This window comes from Sulfitobacter sp. (assembly GCF_036961165.1).
Classification (GTDB): Bacteria; Pseudomonadota; Alphaproteobacteria; order Rhodobacterales; family Rhodobacteraceae; genus Sulfitobacter.
The window spans coordinates 35,170-54,905 of record NZ_JBALVJ010000005.1 but is presented as its reverse complement, the minus strand read 5'-3'; the positions used below and the strand labels follow the sequence as shown (position 1 = coordinate 54,905).

At 57.9% G+C, this 19,736-nt stretch carries 10 protein-coding genes; 5 read left to right on the top strand and 5 right to left on the bottom strand.

Annotation, left to right across the window (positions count from 1 at the left end; translation table 11 throughout):
* The first annotated feature begins 1 nt into the window (after position 1).
* Both V7730_RS04300 and V7730_RS04295 read left to right on the top strand, forming a co-directional pair.
* Positions 2–1,609: a hypothetical protein gene (locus V7730_RS04300; RefSeq protein ID WP_335746356.1), complete on the top strand. Its 1,608-nt coding sequence runs from the start codon at positions 2–4 to the stop codon at positions 1,607–1,609.
* Positions 1,610–1,638: 29 nt separating this feature from the next.
* Positions 1,639–2,583, top strand: coding sequence for a tyrosine recombinase (locus V7730_RS04295; protein WP_335746444.1), 945 nt, complete (start codon positions 1,639–1,641; stop codon positions 2,581–2,583).
* Positions 2,584–2,666: 83 nt separating this feature from the next.
* Here V7730_RS04295 and V7730_RS04290 read toward each other — a convergent pair whose 3' ends face one another.
* Positions 2,667–3,338 (bottom strand): metallophosphoesterase family protein, encoded by a 672-nt coding sequence (locus V7730_RS04290; RefSeq protein ID WP_335746355.1) that lies wholly within the window; start codon positions 3,336–3,338, stop codon positions 2,667–2,669.
* Between the two features lie 71 nt (positions 3,339–3,409).
* On the opposite strand from V7730_RS04290, the gene V7730_RS04285 reads away from it, so the two are divergent.
* Entirely contained in the window at positions 3,410–4,717 is a 1,308-nt protein-coding gene (locus tag V7730_RS04285; RefSeq protein WP_335746354.1) for an HlyC/CorC family transporter, read from the top strand.
* A 67-nt stretch (positions 4,718–4,784) separates the two neighbouring features.
* On the opposite strand, the gene V7730_RS04280 is transcribed toward V7730_RS04285, so the two are convergent.
* Together V7730_RS04280 and V7730_RS04275 are read right to left on the bottom strand one after the other, a co-directional pair.
* The gene (locus V7730_RS04280) at positions 4,785–7,208 is read right to left on the bottom strand and encodes a GcvT family protein (protein WP_335746353.1); all 2,424 of its coding nucleotides are present in this window, start codon (positions 7,206–7,208) and stop codon (positions 4,785–4,787) included.
* 118 nt (positions 7,209–7,326) lie between these two features.
* On the bottom strand, positions 7,327–8,577 hold the full coding sequence (locus tag V7730_RS04275; RefSeq protein WP_335746352.1) for a DUF2254 domain-containing protein: 1,251 nt from the start codon (positions 8,575–8,577) through the stop codon (positions 7,327–7,329).
* A 181-nt stretch (positions 8,578–8,758) separates the two neighbouring features.
* Here V7730_RS04275 and V7730_RS04270 point away from each other — a divergent pair, with 181 nt between their 5' ends.
* Together V7730_RS04270 and V7730_RS04265 are read left to right on the top strand one after the other, a co-directional pair.
* The gene (locus V7730_RS04270) at positions 8,759–11,176 is read left to right on the top strand and encodes a GcvT family protein (protein ID WP_335746351.1); all 2,418 of its coding nucleotides are present in this window, start codon (positions 8,759–8,761) and stop codon (positions 11,174–11,176) included.
* A gap of 1 nt (position 11,177) precedes the next feature.
* Positions 11,178–11,777, top strand: a complete 600-nt coding sequence (locus V7730_RS04265; RefSeq protein WP_335746443.1) for a nucleotidyltransferase family protein — start codon at positions 11,178–11,180, stop codon at positions 11,775–11,777.
* Here the strand turns inward: V7730_RS04265 and V7730_RS04260 are convergent.
* Positions 11,770–12,873 (bottom strand): Hint domain-containing protein, encoded by a 1,104-nt coding sequence (locus V7730_RS04260; RefSeq protein WP_335746350.1) that lies wholly within the window; start codon positions 12,871–12,873, stop codon positions 11,770–11,772. The two genes, V7730_RS04265 and V7730_RS04260, sit on opposite strands and share 8 nt — an antisense overlap.
* Before the next feature lie 310 nt (positions 12,874–13,183).
* The gene (locus V7730_RS04255) at positions 13,184–19,096 is read right to left on the bottom strand and encodes an Ig-like domain-containing protein (protein ID WP_335746349.1); all 5,913 of its coding nucleotides are present in this window, start codon (positions 19,094–19,096) and stop codon (positions 13,184–13,186) included.
* Between the last annotated feature and the right edge of the window lie 640 nt (positions 19,097–19,736).

The following is a 19,736-nucleotide window of genomic DNA, read 5'->3' as shown; positions in this document are numbered from 1 at the left end:
CATGCACCTCAAGGTCCGGCCGGTGTTCTTATGTGTCGCCCTTGGCAGCTTCATGCCGATACCGCTTGGTGCCCAAACCGCGTCGCCGTCACCGCTTTCGGTAATCGAGTGGCTCGATAAACCCGTGCCGTTGGCGCAACTCCCCCGCGCGCCTGTGCAAAAACCGAAGAAGCCAAAAGCCATAGAGGAACCTGCCGTCGCCAGTACCGGCACCGCGCCACAGGTGACGACCCAAAGCCTTAACGCCGCGCCCCGCAACAATGTAGGGCTTGCCCCGGTTGCGATGACCGGCATGCAGCCTGATCTGTGGTCGGGCAGTGACATCGAAGCGCTGGCGCGCCAGATCGCCAATTTGCCAGAGCTTGAACTGCCAGCCGGAAACGCGCTGTTGTTTACGCTGATGGTGGCAGAGGCCGAAGCGCCGCCTGCGGGCGAGCATGCGCAAGCCGTCCTTACCCGCGCGCGGGTAGAAAAGCTGATGAAACTGGGCGCTGTTGATCCCGCCCTTGCACTGATCGAGCAGGCCGGTGCCAGCACTTCGCCAGAGCTGTTTGATCTATGGGCCGCGCTTACCTTGCTGGTAGGGACCGAGGATGCCGCCTGCGGCGCGCTGTCGCGCGCGATTTATCTGTCGCAAGACATGGGCTTGCGGATTTTCTGTGCCGCGCGCAACGGCGATTGGGACACAGCATCGCTGACTTACGGCTCTGCCAGCGCGCTGTCATTGCTGCCCCGTCAGACGCTTGATGTACTGGATCGGTTCCTGAACCCCGACCTGTTTGAGGGTGCAGCCCCCCTACCCGCACCGCGCGAAATGGACCCGCTGACTTTTCGCCTGTTCGAAACCATCGGAGAGCCGCTGCCCACTGGGCCGCTGCCGCGCACCTATGCCGTTGCCGACTTGCGGGACATCGCAGGGTGGAAGTCCCAGCTCGAAGCGGCTGAGCGGCTGACACGGGCGGGTGCCCTGCCCGATAACCGTCTATTGGGCCTCTATACCGACCGAAAAGCCGCTGCTTCAGGCGGTATCTGGGACCGCGTGCGTGCGGTGCAGCGCTTTGACACAGCGCTTGGGACTGGCAGTGCGGACGCCGTGGCCAAGACACTGCCGGATGCGTGGCGTGAAATGCGCCAGAACGCGCTCGAAGTCAGCTTTGCTTCGGCTTTTCACCAGCGGCTGGCTGAGATCTCGCTAACTGGGGCCGCTGCACAAATCCAAGCCCGTATCGGGTTGTTGTCGCCTGACTATGAAACCGTGGCCTTGGGCCTGAATGACATGGGCTTGCTCGGGGATGATACAGCGCTGCTGCGCGCAGTGGCTCAGGGTTATCTGGACACCGCCAGTTTTGGCACTGCGCCAACCACCTCTCTCCAGCGCGCTATCTATGATGCGTTTACAGACCCGCAACCCAACGCCGAGTGGATACAGATGAGCAGGGATCAAAGGCTTGGTGAAGCGTTGATTGAAGCACTTGGCGCTCTTCACGATGGCGCGCGCGGGGATTCACTGGCGCTGCGGCAGGCCTTGGGCACGTTGCGGTCATTGGGGCTGGAAGACATGGCACGACGCGCAGCATTGCAAATCTTATTGTTGGATCGCAGCACGTGAGCACCCGCGCGCCCTCTTCGTGGATCTCCATGTTTCTGGAGGCGCAGGCGGCAGAGCTGGGTGCGGCCACCAATACCCTACTTGCCTATGGCCGCGACCTAAAGGATTTTGACGCATGGCTGGCGCGGCAAACAAAGACTTTTGCCGAAGTTATGCGTGCGGATGTGGAAAGCTACCTTGTCTATTGCGATGCGCAGGGTCTGGCGAAATCAACCCGCGCGCGGCGGCTTTCGGCGGTCAAGCAGCTCTACCGTTTTACTTTTGAAGAAGGCTTGCGCAGTGATAATCCTGCGCTCCAAATCAGCGGGCCGGGACAGGACAAAAGCCTGCCCAAAATCCTTTCGGTGGATGAGGTGGACAGCCTGCTTACCGCTGCCCGCACGTTGGGTCGCAACGACACTGAACGTGTCCGCAACACCTGTCTGATGGAACTGCTCTATGCCACTGGCATGCGGGTGAGCGAACTTGTCGGCCTGCCCGTCAGCGCCACCCGAGGCGACCCGCGCCTGCTGCTGATCCTTGGCAAGGGTGGTAAAGAACGGATGGTGCCGTTGTCGCCCGATGCCCGCGCGGCATTGGCGTTGTGGATCACACTCAGAGATGAAAACGAGGCCGCGCGTGCCTTGAAAAAGCTTCCCGCTTCGCGATTTCTGTTTCCCTCGCGCGGGAAGGAAGGGCATCTGACCCGTCACCGCTTCTATTTGTTGATCAAGGAAATCGCCGTGGCTGCCGGTGTGAACCCTTCAAAAGTCACGCCGCACACGCTGCGCCATGCCTTTGCCACCCATCTGCTTGCAGGCGGCGCCGATTTGCGAGCCATCCAGACCATGCTGGGCCATGCGGACGTGGCCACCACCGAAATCTACACCCATGTTCTTGCGGCGCGCCTGTCAGAGCTGGTGTTAGACCATCATCCCCTGTCAGAAACAGCGACCCGCAAAGCCTCTGGCAAGACATCCTCCGAAGGCCAATAGCCCGACTGCAAAGCCTCGCAGTAGTCAGACGGCAGCCCTGCTGCACGCATATCAGCCATCGCCGCCTCCACATCATGGCTCATCTACTCGATCCGCATCTTGCCGCCGCTAAGCACGGCGAAGCGGGTCTTTGGCGCACCATCATGCGGCGGCATACCGATTACGCCCGCGTTCATCCACGGTCCCTGCGCCGTCAGGCGTAGAAACGGGGTACCCGAGTGGCCTGCGATCACACCGTCAACTGGCCCCGTCAGCGCCTCAAGCGATGCCCATTCCTGGGCAAAGACGGCGTCCTCGTCTGTCTCAAAAGCAAAACGGGCGACATCCGTCACCCCGCCATGCAGCACGCCATACCGCATGCCTTGATGCTCAAAGCTTAGCACATCGGGGAGGTTGGCCATCCAGTTAAGGGCATCTTCCGTCATCTGGGTTTGTGCAAAAGCGTACCATGCTGCGCTCAATCGGTCACAGGTCGTGCCATCCTCAAACCCGCAACCGCAATCATCGGCACCCTGCGCCAATTGCTTCTCACAGTTACCGGCAAGGACCGCAGCGCCAGATCCCTGCACTGCCTCAACACAGGCCAGTGGTGCGCCGCAATAGGCCGCGATATCTCCGGTACAAATCATCCTCTCAGGCGCGATTCCCGCGGCATGTGCCCACGCCATCAGCGCATCCAACGCCTGCAGGTTACTGTAAGGGCCGCCAAACAGCGGCACATCGTCGTCCAGCACCCCTAAATCAAGGTGTTTCATGTGCTGCCCTCCTTGAATGACACGGCCCCGAGCCCCATAACATAACCAACTACCCGAGAAAGGTTTCCCACATGGATATGCCACAGGCAACGGCCGATACGGCGTTCTGGATTTCAATTGCGATCATCTTGTTTTTGCTTGTCCTCTCCGGCTTCTTTTCCGGGTCTGAAACCGCGCTGACCGCCGCCTCGCGCGGCAAGCTGCGCATGCAGGCGGACAAGGGTTCCGTCGGTGCGCAACGTGCTCTGAAGATCACCGAAGACAACGAACGGCTGATCGGCTCTGTTCTGCTGGGCAACAACCTTGTGAACATCCTCGCTGCCTCGCTGGCGACGGCGCTGTTTACGCGCCTGTTCGGCGAAAGCGGTGTGGCTCTGGCGACGCTTGTTATGACGCTGCTGGTGCTGATCTTTGCCGAAGTGCTGCCGAAAACCTACGCCATCACCAACGCAGAACGTGCTGCAGCGCTGGTTTCAGGCCCTATCAGCATCGTCGTGCTGGTGTTCGCGCCAATGGTTAGCATCGTGCGTCTGCTGGTGCGCACCATGCTGCGGATGATGGGCGTGGCGGTAGACCCAGACAGCAACATCCTCGCCGTGCGCGAAGAGATCGCAGGCGCGCTGCAGCTGGGCCACTCCGAAGGTGTGGTCGAGAAAGAAGACCGAGACCGCATCCTTGGTGCGCTCGATCTGCGTGAACGTGTGGTCGAAGAGATCATGCTCCACCGCTCAGGCATCGAGATGATCAATGCCGCCGACACACCGGCTGATATTCTGGAGCAGGCCCTGCGCTCCAACCACACCCGCCTGCCTGTTTTCCGCGATGATCCCGAAAACATCATTGGCGTGATCCATGCCAAAGACCTGCTGCGCGCCATGTATAAGCTCATCGGTGGCCCCGAAGGCGATGCCGCCGCCCTTAAAGCATTCGACATCGCCGGGGTCGCGATGGAGCCCTACTTTGTGCCGGAAACATCGACACTGGACGAACAGATGCGCCAGTTCCTGCACCGCCGCACCCATTTTGCGCTGGTGGTGGACGAATACGGCTCGCTTCAGGGGTTAATCACACTCGAAGACATCCTTGAAGAAATTGTCGGTGAAATCACCGATGAATTCGACCCGCTAGCAGATCATGTCATCAAGACCGACGCTGAAGGCCAGTTCCTGATCGACGGCGCGATGACGATCCGCGATCTCAACCGCGCCAATGAATGGAACCTGCCCGACGAGGAAGCCAACACCGTTGCAGGCCTTGTCATCCACGAGGCGCAGATGATCCCTACCCGCGGTCAGGTCTTCCTGTTCCACGGCTTCCGGTTCGAGGTTCTGGCACGCGAAGGCAATCGGATCACAAAACTCAAGATGCGCCCGCTCTAGATCCCACGTTTTTGACGGAATATCGGAGTGTCTCCTTGCCCGTAAGGGCAAGGACGAGGCCGTGCGCCTAGGCTCTCAACCGCAGACCTTTGGGATCAAACGGAGGTTCTGGCAATACAGTTGCCTTATGCGGCTGCCCCAACACCATCACATCCACAACTTCGCCAACACGCACGCCTTTAACAAAGGCCAACGCCAGCGACATGCCGACCGAGTAACCAAAAGCGCCCGAGGTCACTCGCCCGATACCGACACCATCCTTGAACACCGGCTCACCACCGGAGGCATCGGCATTTGAAGCGTCGGTTTGGCCAGCGTCCAGCGCTAGCAGCACCAGTTCCTCCCGTGCGGGTTTGGCCATCGTCTCGGTCACCGCATCGCGGTTCAGGAACCGCTTGTCCGTCTTGCACAGCCGCGCCAGTCCAACTTCTTGCGGCCAGTATTCGGGGCTGTATTCCCGCCCCCATGAACCATACCCCTTTTCAACCCGAAGCGACATCAGCGCGCGGCTGCCGACAGGGCCTGAACCCTCCTCTGCTCCCGCAGCGATGAGTGCGGCGAAAAGCGCGGGTTGGTCAGCGGCATCGCAATGCAACTCCCAGCCCAAATCGCCGGTGAACGACACCCGTAGCGCCAAACAGCACACTCCGCCCAGCTCGATCCATTTGGAGCGCATGAAGGGGAAACCGGGTGTCGCCAGCGACGTGTTGGTCAACCGCTGCAACAGCGCGCGCGACTTGGGGCCAGCGACGTTAAAGCCGCACATCGCCTCGGTCCTACTCTCAAACGTTGTGTCTTCGGGCAAGGGGACCGCGCGGAAGAAACGCTGGTGATATCGCTCTGCCATGCCCGAGCCGATGATCCAGAACTCATCCTCTGCCAACCGCGTGACTGTGAAATCGCCCGCGATGCCGCCCCGTGTGCCGATCAACGGGGTTAGGCAAGACCGCCCGACTTCCTTCGGCATGGTGTTGGCAAACACCGCGTTCAGCCAGTCTTCGGCACCTGCGCCTTTGCACAGGTATTTGGCAAAGTTGGAGATATCGATGATGCCTGCGTGTTCGCGCAGCATTTTTGCCTCGCGGCCCACAACATCCCACCACGGTTGGCGGGTGAAGCCGTGGGTCTGATCCTCTGCGCCGATCTCATCACCGTAATACAGCGGATGCTCCCACCCGTAGTTGAGGCCAAACACCGCGCCCATTTCACGCTGGGTGTCATAGATCGGACGCACGCGCGCGGGGCGTCCTGCGCTGCGTTCCTCATTCGGGAAGTGGATTTTGAACCGGTTTGCATATTGGTCGCCGACGCGCGCCTTGGTAAAGGCCTTGTCCGCCCAATCGCCGAACCGCGCCACGTCCCAAGCGAACATATCATAGCGGCTTTCGCCCGTAACGATCCAATCCGCTGCGAGCAGCCCCATGCCACCTGACTGGCTAAAGCCGGGAATGATGCCGTTACAGCAGAAATAGTTCTGCAACTCGGGTACTGGACCAAACAAAACGTTGCTGTCCGGTGACCATATCATCGGGCCGTTGATAACCCGCTTGATGCCAGCGGTGCCCACTGCGGGCACGCGGTCGATTGCGCGCAGCATGTTATCTTCTATCCGCTCCAGATCATCGGCGAACAGCTCGTGACCGAACCCTTGCGGCGTGCCCTCTTCGGCCCAGAACCTCAGGTCCTTTTCATAGGCGCCCACCAGCAGGCCTTTGCCTTCTTGGCGCAGGTAGTATTCACCATCGCGGTCAGCGACAGACGGCAGTCGGCGGTCCAGCCCGGCAATCTCGGCGATGGTTTCGGTCACGAAATACTGATGCTCGGTCGGTTGCAGCGGCAGGGTGATACCCGCGAGTGCAGCCACTTCACGCCCCCAAAGACCTGCGGCGTTCACGATCCACTGCGTCGCGATATCGCCCTTTTCCGTGCGCACAATCCAAGACCCATCGGCTTGCTGCTCTGTGCCTGTGACTGGGCAGAAGCGGATGATCTCTGCTCCGTTTTGGCGTGCGCCAGCGGCATAGGCGTTGGTCACACCTGACGGGTCCACATTGCCGCCGTTTTCTTCGAACATGATGCAGCGGATGCCATCGTAGTTCACCAACGGATGCAGCGCCTCTGCTTCGGCGCGGTCAACTTCACAGAAAGGCAGCCCGTAGTATTTCGCCTTTGCCGCCTGAAGACGCAACTGATGCTCGCGCGCTTCGGTCTGCGCCAGATACAGGCTCCCCGGTTGGAACACACCGCAGCTTTGACCCGTCTCGGCCTCAAGCGCATTATACAGATCCATCGTGTAATTCTGGATACGGGTAATGTTGTTGTTATCATGCAGGCCGTGGATGTTGGCGGCCGCGTGCCAGGTAGAGCCTGATGTCAGCTCGTCACGCTCCAGCAGCACCACATCCGTCCATCCCAATTTGGTCAGGTGATAAAGGATGGAGCAGCCAATAACGCCGCCTCCAATAATGACGGCCTGGGCATGGGTGCGCATGAGGTGGGTCCTGATATTGACGCGGGATAAGTTGATCCTGACGCCTCAATTCCCCCTTCGGTATTCCGTTCGCGACACATCCCGTCGCGGGCATACAAGGCCTAGCTTTCTTGCGAGCTCAATCGCCACCGACTGCTTTGTGGGCCGAGGCGCGAAGAGCCTCACGGTCCGGCTCAAATACCAACGCTTGGGTCGCGCGCTCTAATTCTTTGACCGCGAAATCCTTAGCCGCGGCTGACAGGCCCTTGTCGGGGTGCTGCATCAGCCCGCTCAGGGTTTGTTGCAGGCGTTGCTGCACTTCCAGCGTTGAGGCGGCATCGCGTGACAGCGCGCCAAACCCGTCGCGCAGCAGGTCTGCGGGATCTAGCGGCCGCACATAGAAATGCTCCAGTACTTCCTCGGGAGTTACCTCTGTTTCATCCTTATAGTAAGACAGAATTCGGCCAATCCGCGTGATCACATCAATGGCGGTGCCGGGATCATTCACGCCGGGCGACATCGCCTTTGAGCCGACCTCCCCCATTACAATCAGGCCAAAGCGCGGGTCTTGATCATATGTGCGCAAGTCTCCGATAATCAGGCTAACGCGAACCTGTTCGCACAGGCTGTCCCAATCCAAATCGTCGCCGCGTTGGTGTACATGCAGGATCGGCGCGTCAAGAAACACAAAACTACCAATGTTATCAGCCAAATAAAGATCGACGTTATGCTCTTTGGCTGCTGCATTCATGGCTTCGGGATAGATGTGCTGGATGTACCCGCTCTCCCATGAGGAAATGGCCCGTGTGTTGTCCGGCCGATCATCGACAAAGGGCCGCGCACCCAGACAGGGCTGTGACAGACGCTCTTTGAACTGGTCGCGCGTCGTGTCTTCGATCTGGCGGGTGATGTCGATAAGTTGCCCGAACCCTTGCAAATGAAGCACCCAGCGGACCAAGGAAACCACGATGACGATCAGCACGAGAACCGTCATCCAGAACAGCACAAACGCATGGTCATCCGTGTAAATGCCCAGCTCTCGCAGCAGAATACCCAGCAGCGAATAGACATAAGCGCCGATAAACACCGCCAGCGTGTTCTGCGTGGTCCTGTCCAGCATGATCAGCCGGTGGATGCGCGGGGTCCATTGCGTGGACGAAGACTGGTAAACAGACACCATCACGGTGATTGAGAAAATCGTGACTGACAGCATAGCGCTGGCGATGATGTTGAGAAGCCGATCAGCAGAACCGCCGCCCAGACTTTTGGCAAGCTCATCAGAAATGAACATCTCGACCAACTGGCTAACCCCGATCGCCGCAAAGGCCAGCAGCCCCATCAGCATCACCCACACCCACAGCTTGCGCGAATAATAGCGCGTTTTTTGCAAGACCGTCTCCGGCAGCGAATCAAACAGATCAAGAATTTTTTTCATGTCGCTGAGGTAGCATAGAATGTTTCCATTTCGAGCGCGCTCTGGCAGCCTATACAAAATCGACATAAACTGTCGCAAAGACGCATGCCGCGCTGGGGTACCCGACCCAAGATGCTTGAAAAGCTGGAGTATACCTATGAAAACCACAACCCGCGTTGCGATCATCGGGGGCGGCGTCGTCGGCGCCTCGGTCCTGTATCACCTGACCAAACTGGGCTGGTCCGATGTGATGCTGCTGGAACGATCAGAGCTGACTTCAGGCTCGACTTGGCACGCGGCGGGTGGCTTTCACACGCTCAACGGCGACACCAACATGGCGGCGCTTCAAGGCTATACCATCAAGCTTTACAAAGAGTTGGAAGAAATAACCGGCATGTCGTGCGGGTTGCACCACGTGGGCGGTGTCACACTGGCGGACAATCAGGACCGCTTTGACATGCTGTTGGCTGAGCGGGCCAAACACCGCTTTATGGGGCTGGATACCGAGATTGTCGGCCCCGAAGAGATCGCCAAGATCGCGCCTGTGACAAACCTCGACGGGATCATTGGCGGGCTTTACGATCCGCTCGACGGGCATTTGGACCCCTCCGGCACCACCCACGCCTATGCCAAAGCCGCGCGCATGGGCGGCGCCACAATCGAGACGCATTGCATGGTGCAAGCAACCGATCAACGCGCTGATGGCACGTGGGACGTGGTGACCGACAAAGGCACAATCCACGCCGAACATATCGTTAACGCTGGTGGCCTCTGGGCGCGTGAGGTGGGTGCGATGGCCGGCGTCTACCTGCCCTTGCACCCGATGGAGCACCAGTATCTGGTCACCGAAGAAGTCCCCCTCATCCGCGAAATGATGGCTGACGGGCATGAGCATCCGCATGTGATGGACCCAGCCGGAGAGTCGTATCTGCGCCAAGAAGGCATGGGCCTGTGCATAGGGTTTTATGAGCAATCCTGCCGCCCGTGGGCCGTAGGCGGCACGCCGTGGAGCTTCGGGCAGGATCTGTTGCCTGATGATTTCGAAAAGATCGAGGATAGCATCAATTTCGCCTACCGTCGCTTCCCTGATTTAGAGCGTGCAGGCGTCAAGAATGTGATCCACGGCCCCTTCACCTTTGCCCCTGATGGCAACCCGCTGGTCGGTCCCGTGCCGGGCTTGCGCAACTACTGGTCTGCATGCGGCGTTATGGCAGGCTTTAGCCAAGGCGGCGGTGTCGGTCTGACGCTGGCGCAGTGGATGATCGAAGGCGAGCCGGAGCGCGATGTCTTTGCCATGGACGTGGCGCGGTTCGGCAAATGGATCAGCCCCGGCTACACGCTGCCCAAGGTAATCGAAAACTACCAGAAACGCTTTTCCGTCAGCTACCCGAACGAGGAATTGCCCGCCGCACGCCCGCACCATACCACGCCGATGTACGACACCTTTAGCGATATGGGTGCAGTATGGGGCCAGCAATTCGGGCTAGAAGTCCCCAACTACTTTGCGCAAGGCGACGAGCCTACATTCGAAACTCCATCGTTCCGCCGCTCCGACGCGTTTGACGCCACAGGGCGCGAAGTCCGCGCCGTGCGGACCAGCGTGGGGATCAACGAAGTACAGAACTTTGGCAAATACCTGGTGTCCGGAACAGGTGCGCGCGCGTGGCTTGACCGGATTATGGCGGGGCGCGTCCCTACGCAGGGGCGCATCTCGCTCACCCCGATGCTATCGCCCAGGGGTCGCCTGATCGGGGATTTCACGATCTCTTGCCTGGACGATGACCTGTTCCAACTTACAGCTTCTTATGGCGCGCAGGACTATCACAGCCGCTGGTTTGAGCAGAATTTGGACGCAGGCGTGCGTGTCGAGAACATCTCGGACCGCCGCACCGGCTTCCAGATTGCCGGACCGCTGGCACGCGAGGTCCTTCAAGCCTGCACACTCAGCGATGTTGGAGCGATACGTTTTCTGGATGTGGCCCCCATGACCATTGGTATGACCAACTGCCTTGTGCAGCGCGTCAGCTACACTGGCGATCTGGGCTACGAGATTTACTGCGATGCCATGGCGCAGCGCCAGCTTTGGGCCACTCTGTGGGAAGCAGGCCAGCCGCATGGCATGACCCCATTCGGGATGCGCGCGATGATGTCGTTGCGGCTGGACAAATTCTTTGGCGCTTGGCTGCTGGAACTTGGGCCGGATTATACTGCCGCCGAGACGGGGCTCGACCGCTTTATCAGCTTCAAGAAGAACGTGGATTTCATTGGACGCACAGCGGCAGAGGCAGAACGCGAGAACGGTCCAGCACGCAAGCTGGTGGCCTTTGAAGTGGATGCGCTGGACGCGGATGTGCAGGGGTATGAGCCTATCTGGCTCGATGGTAGCGTGATCGGCTTTTGCACGTCAGGCGGCTATTCCCATTTTGCAAAAAAGTCAGTCGCACAGGGTTTCGTTCCGACAGCACAAGCGCAGGCCGGATTGGAGGTCGAGATTGAAATACTCGGTCAGATGCGGCCTGCCCGCTTGATCACCACACCGCTTTTTGATGCTGATGGTGCAAGGATGCGTGGCTAGCATGATCCCCATCGTGATCCTTGCTGCGGGGGCATCCAGCCGGATGCAGGGTCGCGACAAGCTGTTGGAGCTGGTTGACGGTGTCGCGCTGCTGCGCCGTCAGGTCCAGCGCGCGTTGGCGACTGGTGCCCAAGTTCTCGTCACTCTGCCAGCCTTGCCACATCCGCGCTATGAAGCGTTGGCGGATCTGGATGTTGGGACAGTCCTCGTGCCTGACGCAGCCGAGGGAATGAATGCAAGCTTGCGTGCGGGCCTTGCCGCTGTGCCGCAGGATGCTGACGCCGTGATGATACTTCTTGCAGATATGCCCGACATCACGATCAGTGACATCAACACCATGATCCAAGCCGTTAATCTAAATTCGAACTTCTCAATCTGGCGCGCGACCACCGATCAGGGAGACGCGGGTCACCCCATCGTCTTTCACAAAAGCTTGTTACCAGAATTGTTGACCCTAACGGGCGATGCAGGCGGTGCGGCGGTAGTCAAAGCGAACAAGCACCGGACAAAGCTTATCGCCTTGCCCGACGCCCATGCGCGTACTGATCTGGACACGCCAGAAGCGTGGACCGCTTGGCGTGCAGCGCGCGACGTTACTTGACCAGCAACGCCGCCTCATGTGCCTTGATGCTACGACGCGCAGAAATGTAGTTCTCTACGCCGGCATAAGTTGCGAGTTCAGGGAAGATCTCCAGAAGCTCAAGGCGCTGAGCGCTACCGATACCCGCAAGTGATTGCAGACCCGGCTGGAAGCTCTCGCTCCACGTGCCGTTTGACAAGATAACTTCGTGTTGGTCGAACAACAGGTGAATGTAGATTGTATCAACCCCGTCCATCACCTGCACACCGGCCAGTCCTGTCAGATGCTTCGCTGCCACCAGCACTTCGCTTTCCTCAAAATAAAGTGCTGTTTTGTCGTTGGACACCAGAATTTTGTGGTTCGGAGAGACGATCAGATCACGCTCTGGCAGGTCATTGCCAAGCGCGCCGCGGCTGATCCGGATGGGCAAAAGATGCGTGGCTGCGGCGAACTCAGTAACCGTCATGTGGCGCGCTCCGATCCAGCGGATCTCTTGCAGGCCGTTGTCGCGAGTAATTACCTTGTCACCAACCTGCAGCTTTTCCACCGCGACTTCACCGCGCGGAGTAGCAATACGCGTGCCGGGCGTGAAACAAGGGATGATCTGTTCAATGTCTTTAAAGACGATCTTGCCAGCATCATTTCCATCCGCATCCGTATAGAGAACTTTGCCGTTCTCGGGATTTTCTTTGTCCAGCACAACTGTGAGTTTGAGACCGCCCTCGGCAGAGCCGACGAGATTGACACTGTCGTAGTCGACATTTCCCCCTTCACCGCCGAACACGACGTCACCGGGGTTGAGGCCCCAGAAGATATCCTTGCCCACGTCACCGATAAGTGTGTCATTCCCTGCGCCGCCGGTCATCAGGTCGTTGCCGGTGCCTCCGTCGATATAGTCATCGCCATCGCCGCCAAACATGTCGTCGATCCCGTTGCCGCCCATCAGAGTATCATTGCCAGCCTCGCCGAACAGGAAATCGTTACCGTCGCCAGCTTGAAGAACATCGTCCCCCTCGCGGCCAGCGAGCGAGTCGTTACCGGTGCCCGTGACGATCAAATCGTTTTCGTCTGTTCCCGCAATGCTATCGTCAAATTCAGTGCCGTTTATGTCAGCCATTGGTCAAATCCTTCACAAGGCCCAGAAAAATTCTTAGATTCTAGGTAATATCTTGAACTATAGCACCTGCCACAAAAAAGCCTAAGAACTTTCTTAAGTTTTCTTTAATTAACAACAACTTAAATACAATAGCTTGAATTTTCGAACACTAGTGCTTCTTGCGCAACAATTGCCACCAAAATGAAAAGCGGAGCCGCATTGCGACTCCGCTTCCATTCATCCCGGGTCACTACGCCTGAATGAGCTGCATACACATGGACCCTATGGCGCGGCCGTCGCGGGCCCGCCATAGGGAATTTCGTTCAAAACTTTAGTTGTTCTTGGTGACCAACTTCGCTTCGTGTTTTTTGAGCGATTTGCGCGCTGCGGCATATGCTTCGATGCCTTTGCGTGTCGCAAACTCGGGGAAGAATTCAAGGATTTCCTCGCGGGACGCATCACCGACGCCAGCCAATGACAGATCACCCGGCTGGAAGCTTTCGGTCCAGATGCCGTCTGACAGGATCACCTCGTGCTGGTCGAACATGATGTGGATGTAGGAGGTGTGTGACACGTCTACCATGTCGATCCCTTCAATATCCGTCAGGCGTTTTGCCGCGACCAAAACTTCACGTTCCTCGAAGTAGAGGGCCGTTTTGTCATTGGCAATCAGCACACGGTGCTGCGGCGATACCATCATGTCCCGCTCGGGTAGACCGTTGCCCAACGCGCCCTGACGGATCAGGATCGGACGCAGATGCTCCTTCGCGACAAGCTCTTCACCGGACATCTCACGACGGCCGATCCAGCGAATGACCTGCATCCCGTTGTCACGGGTAATGATGCGGTCGCCCACGACAAGCTCTTCTACCTTACGCTCACCTTTCGGTGTCGCGATCATTGTGCCGGGTGTGAAACAAGGCACGACTTTCTCGATGTTCGTGAAGACCAACTGGCCTGCGTCGGACCCGTCTTCGTTGAAGTAGTTAACGACACCATTTTCAGGGTTCTCGTCAGCATAGACAATTTCCAGACGGCCGCCTTCCGGTGCAGAACCAGCAAGCTCCAGACAGTCGAAGTCATCGCCACCTTCAGAGCCGTCAACTACATCGCCTGCGTTTACATCACGGAAGATGTCACAGTCATTGCCACCTGTCATGGTGTCATTGCCCGCATTGCCCAGCAGGATATCGTCACCGGAGCCGCCGGTCAGGACGTCATCACCGTCACCACCCCGAAGCGTATCGTCGCCCAAAGCACCATCAAGTGTGTCGTCGCCTGCGTCACCGTTAAGATCGTCGTTGCCCTGACCACCATCGAGGCTGTCATTGCCATCTCCACCATCAAGCGTGTCGTCACCGCTACCGCCCATCAGCATGTCGTCGCCGGCATCGCTGGACAGGCTGTCATTTTGACCGCCGCCATCCAAAGAATCGTCGCCTTCACCCCCTTGCAGCGTATCGTCATCACGGTTGCCGCGCAGCGTGTCGTTTCCGATCCCGCCATCAAGTGAGTCAGCGCCTTGGCCGCCATCAATGCTATCGTTACCCTGACCACCGATCAGCGTGTTGTCACCCGTGCCACCACGCAGCAGATCGTCATCGATACCACCATCGAGGAAGTCATTACCGGAGCCGCCAAGCAGGGTATCGTTGTCGTCACCACCAAAGATCACATCGTCACCAGCGCCACCGTCAACAAAGTCGTCGCCGTTGTCGGGCGCGAGGTCAGGGCCAAACGGGTTGGAGCCGTCATCTTCGATTTCGAACGCATCAAGACCAAAGTCCGGATCGTTGTTGGCATAAATGGTGTCGTTGCCACCACCGCCAAGGATGGTGTCGTTACCTTCTGAGCCGACAATACGGTCATCGCCCTCACCGCCGTCAACATCATCATCGTCAATGCCCGCGTTGATAAAATCGTCGCCTGCGCCGCCCTGAATGGTATCGCTGTCGTCGCCTGTAGTAATGGTGTCGTTACCATCGCCACCGACAACGCTGTCGCGATCATCCTCGGGATCGGGATCAGCGGGGAATACACCCGGATAGCCGATGTCCGGCAGTGGGGAGCCGCCGCTCGTGTCGATGACATCATTACCAGTGCCACCGTCAACGGTATCGTTTCCGTCATCGCCGTCGATTGTGTCGTTGCCTGCATCGCCGTTTAGGCTATCGTCGCCAACACCGCCATCCAGTACGTCATCGTCCGCACCGCCGTTCAGCGTGTCGTTACCGTCATCGCCGCTTAGACTATCATCGCCTGCGTCGCCGTCCAGAACGTCATCGCCTGCCCCGCCGTTTAAGGTATCGTCGCCCTCTCCGCCGATCAGGGAGTCGTCACCTGCGTCGCCGTCCAGTTCGTCGTCGCCCACACCGCCGTCGATGCTGTCATTGCCGTTACCACCTGACACATCATCGTCGCCTTCGCCGGCCAGAACTGTGTCATTGCCGTCGCCTGCATTGATGATGTCATCCTGCGGACCTTCGCCCGGCAGGAAACCGTCATTGTTATCCACCAGATCACCTTCGGGATCGCCGGTGTAATCGGTGTCGATCACGTCGTCGCCGTCTGTGCCCGTTACGATGCCGTCGCTGACCATAACATCTACAGTACCCGGTGCCTCACCGCCGTTACCGTCAGAAACGGTGTAGGTAATCTCTGCTGGGCCGCTGAAGCCCGGAGCTAGGGTAAAGGTGATTGTGCCATCGTCGTTGATGTCTACCGTGCCATTCGGGCTGGTTGCCGCGATGACCTCAAGCGGATCGCCATCGGGATCGCTGTCATTGGCAAGCACGTCGATGATCAAGGGCGTGTCCTGATTGGTCCCAGCGGTGTCATCCACTGCGACAGGAGCATCATTCACTGGCGTAACAGTGACGTCGACAGTAGCCGTGTCCGTGTTCCCGTCCGGATCCGTGACCGTGTAAGTGATCGTAGTCGGTCCGTTGAAGTTGTCATCCGGTGTAAAGGTGATGGTGCCATCGTCGTTGATGACAACCTCGCCATCAGGGCTGGTCGCTTCGGTGACAGTCAAAGGATCAAGGTTCGGATCGGTGTCGTTCGCCAGAACCGGAATGGTCACAGCAGTGTCTTCAGGCGTCTCGGCCACGTCATCAACCGCTACAGGGTTTTCAGCCGGATCGGTAACTGTGACAAACAGAACCGCAGGATCAGTCAGCTCGCCATCGGAGATGGTGTACTTAACTGCAGCTTCACCGGTGAAGCCTTCGTTCGGCGTGAACGTCAGCGTGCCGTCATCGTTGATGACAACTGACCCGTCAGGGCTGGAAGCCGAGATTACGGTCAGCGGATCACCTTCAATGTCGCTGTCGTTATCAAGAACAGGCACCGTAACCGGCGTACCGATATCCGTCTCTGCCGTGTCATCTTCGGCAAGCGGGCCATCGTTGACTGGGTTCACGGTAACAACCACTTCGGCTGTGTCATCGCCGCCGTTGCCATCAGTGATGGTGTAAGTGATCGTTGCTTCGCCGTTGAAATCGGGGTTCGGTGTGAACTCCAGCGTGCCGTCATCGTTGATTGTGACAGTGCCGTCAGGCGATGTCGCTTCGACAACTTCCAGCGTATCGCCATCCGGGTCCGTGTCATTGGCCAGAACCGGAATGGTGACTGATGTGTCTTCGTCCGTCTCGGCCGCATCGTCCATTGCAACTGGCGCACCGGAATCTTCACCAACCGAGACTTTCGCCACAGCGTCGTCTGTACCGCCCATGCCATCTTCAATGGTATAGGCAATTTCAGCATCGCCTGTGAAACCCGCGTTTGGCGTGAAGGTGATTGTACCGTCATCGTTGATGGCAACGTCGCCATCGGGCGATGTTGCCGCCGTCACATTGAGCGTGTCCCCATCCGGATCGCTGTCATTTTCGAGAACTGGAATAGTCACAGGCGTATCAACCGGTGTTGCAACACAGTCGTCGACCGCTACCGGATCATCGTTGATGTTGTTCACGGTCACAAAGACGCGGCTGTCGTCAAAGCCACCATTGCCATCGGTGATGGTGTAATCAATCACCGCCTCGCCGAAGAAGTCTTCGTTCGGTGTGAAGGTGATGGTGCCATCGTCGTCGATCACAACAGTACCGTCGTCCGATAAAGCTTCGGTGATGGTCAGCGGATCATCTTCCGGATCTGTGTCGTTATCCAAAATGGAAATCGTAACCGGCGTTTCTTCCTTGTTGGTGTCGTAATCGTCAGACGCAACAGGTGCGTCGTTGAAGGGCGTCACGGTCACAACCACCTGGCCTTCGTCGCTTTGGCCGTCGGGATCGGTGATGGTGTAGGTGATCGTCGCATCGCCGTTGAAGTCGGGCGCAGGCGTGAACGTCACAGTGCCGTCGCCATTGTCGACCACAGAGCCTTGCTCGGCAGGAACGGCGATGTCCGACAGCGTCAGCTCATCAAGCGTGTTGTCAGGATCGGTGTCGTTGCCGCGCAGATCAACGATCACGGCGGTGTCTTCTTCCGTCGTCGCAACGTCATCCACTGCAACGGGGGCAATCGGGTCAACGATCAGCGTCTCGATTTCCGCGAACGTCATTGAACCGGATACTGTGCCGCCATCATTGAGGAATTCGACCGTGCCGGAAGTGGAGTCGCCATCAGCATCCACAGTCTCATCCACGACGCGCAGTGGGCCGCTACCGGTCAGATCAAGAGTGTCGCGGTCATCGCCGCCGGTGCCACCGTCGACCACATCACCCGCATTGCCGCCGATAAACAGGTCGGCATCATCACCGCCAGAAAGACTATCAGCACCAGTCCCGCCGGTCAGCGTATCATCGCCGCCCTCGCCAAATATCGTGTCATCACCCGCATCACCGGACAGGTCATCGTTGCCGAAATCGTCGACAACAACACCGTCCCCAGCGGTAAAGAAGACGTCTGTGATGTTGACGCTGGTGTTGCCGGAGCCGGTCTGGTCATGCTGGATTTCAATGCGCGATACAGGGCCTGCGATATCAACCTGCAATGAATAGAAAGGGTTGTCAGCGCTGGTATAACCACCATCGCTGCTTGCGGTATCCGCACCCGGAACGCCATCGCTGTCAGAAAGCGTCAGGCCGCCGCCGCCCACAAGCGTCACCTCAAGCGGATTGCCGTCCGCATCAAACGCCAAAACACGCACAAGGCTGTCACCGTCGATATCATTGATATTGAAGTCAACATTTGTTACCGGAGTGTCAAAGCCCAGCTCATAAACTTCACCCTGTCCGTCAAGACGGGTTTCGCTGGACAGTGAACTGTTGGTCGCAACGGTTTCACTCTCACCGTCGATGCCGTCGGTGCGCTGGGTCTCGGTCGAGAAGGAAATTGTGGTCTTAGGAGTGGCGGATAGGGTCGTGAACGTCACGTTGACCGAGCCGGTGTCCTGCGTGAACGTGGTCAAAGTCTCGCCTTCAGCAACACCGGCATCGCTCCAGTTAAAGCTTTTACGCGCGCCGCTTGCGGTTCCTGTGCCGTGCGCAAGCGTACGGTCGCCAAAAATCAGGTCATCACCTTCGCCGCCGGATACGAAATCGTCGCCAGCACCTGCATAGATATCGTCATCGCCTTCAAACGCCGTGATCGTGTCATTCCCGCCCAAGGCGTCAACGATGTCATCATTTGGTGCTTCGCCCGCGATCAACGCGTCGCCTGCATCGATACGGTCGCCTTCCGGATCACCAGTATACGCAAGATCAATCAGATTGTCGGAATCGTCGCCGCTTACGATGCCGTCACCGTCCGGATCAACGGTATCGTCCTCAAATACAAGATTGTCGATCGCGCCGGTTTCTTGCAACACGACCTCGAATCGCACTGTGCCGGGGACAAATAGCTGAACAACAGTTTGGCCATTGTCGCCGGTCGGCGGGACGAACTGTTCGCTGATCAGTGAACCATCCGCGCCAAAGAATAGCATGCGCGCGGGCGCTTCCAGATCAAGGAACGTAAGCGATTTAATCGCAACGGGATTGTCGAATTGAAAGTTGAACGCGCCACCCGTTGTATTGTCATCGGGGTCTGTTGCATCGCCGTCTTCAGAGATGATCAATACGTTGTCGAGATTATCTGTCGCCAGATCCTCATCGCCACCGGTCGGGTTATTGGAGTCAAAAATCATCGCCTGGTTTGCACCTGGAGGCGTCGCCGCAGTCACGATCCGAACGCCAAGGTCGCTGTACTGGTTGGTAACTGCTTCACCAGCGGTGAGGTTATTGAAGTCAATTATTCTGATCATGTGATGTGCTCTTAGACAGCGTTGCGCGCGGCGCGCAGGGCGGCCGGATTGGTAGATGCGCAATGTGAGGGACTGATGTCTGTTTGATAGCCACTAAGAAGATGCGTCACTGGCATATTATTAACGGCGTATTATCAACAAAGGCCTGTTTCATGGTATTCTCCGTCCAAACTCATTACCCCGCGAGATTACGAAACAGGTTCGTAAGCTACGCGTACACTAAAGCACCTATAAGTAGGAAGAGACGGGCCATATCTTGGCCGAACTGCGGAACATATACCATGTTCCGCAGTCTTCATTAGCAGCGGTCGCGAAACGCGGCACTGCACATCCCCCTGCAAATAAATGCAGGTTAAGTGCGGCCGCCCCCCGAACCAATTTTTCGTCACCCCCCAATTGGGCTTATGTACTGATATCTATTCACACAGAGCGGAAAAAGGGAACAATGTCTGAAAAGTGTCAAGGTCGCGGCAACATATGGAAGGTTCACCTATAGCGGGAAATCACCATTTCCGCTCCCGTCGACCATCCGTTGCGGCCAGAGAAACTATTGATTTGATTAGAAACCCTTTGTTTGCTGGCGTTTTGTGGTAATGCGGCCCAAGAATGAGCCCTAAAACCGGCCGTATCGTTTCCAAAT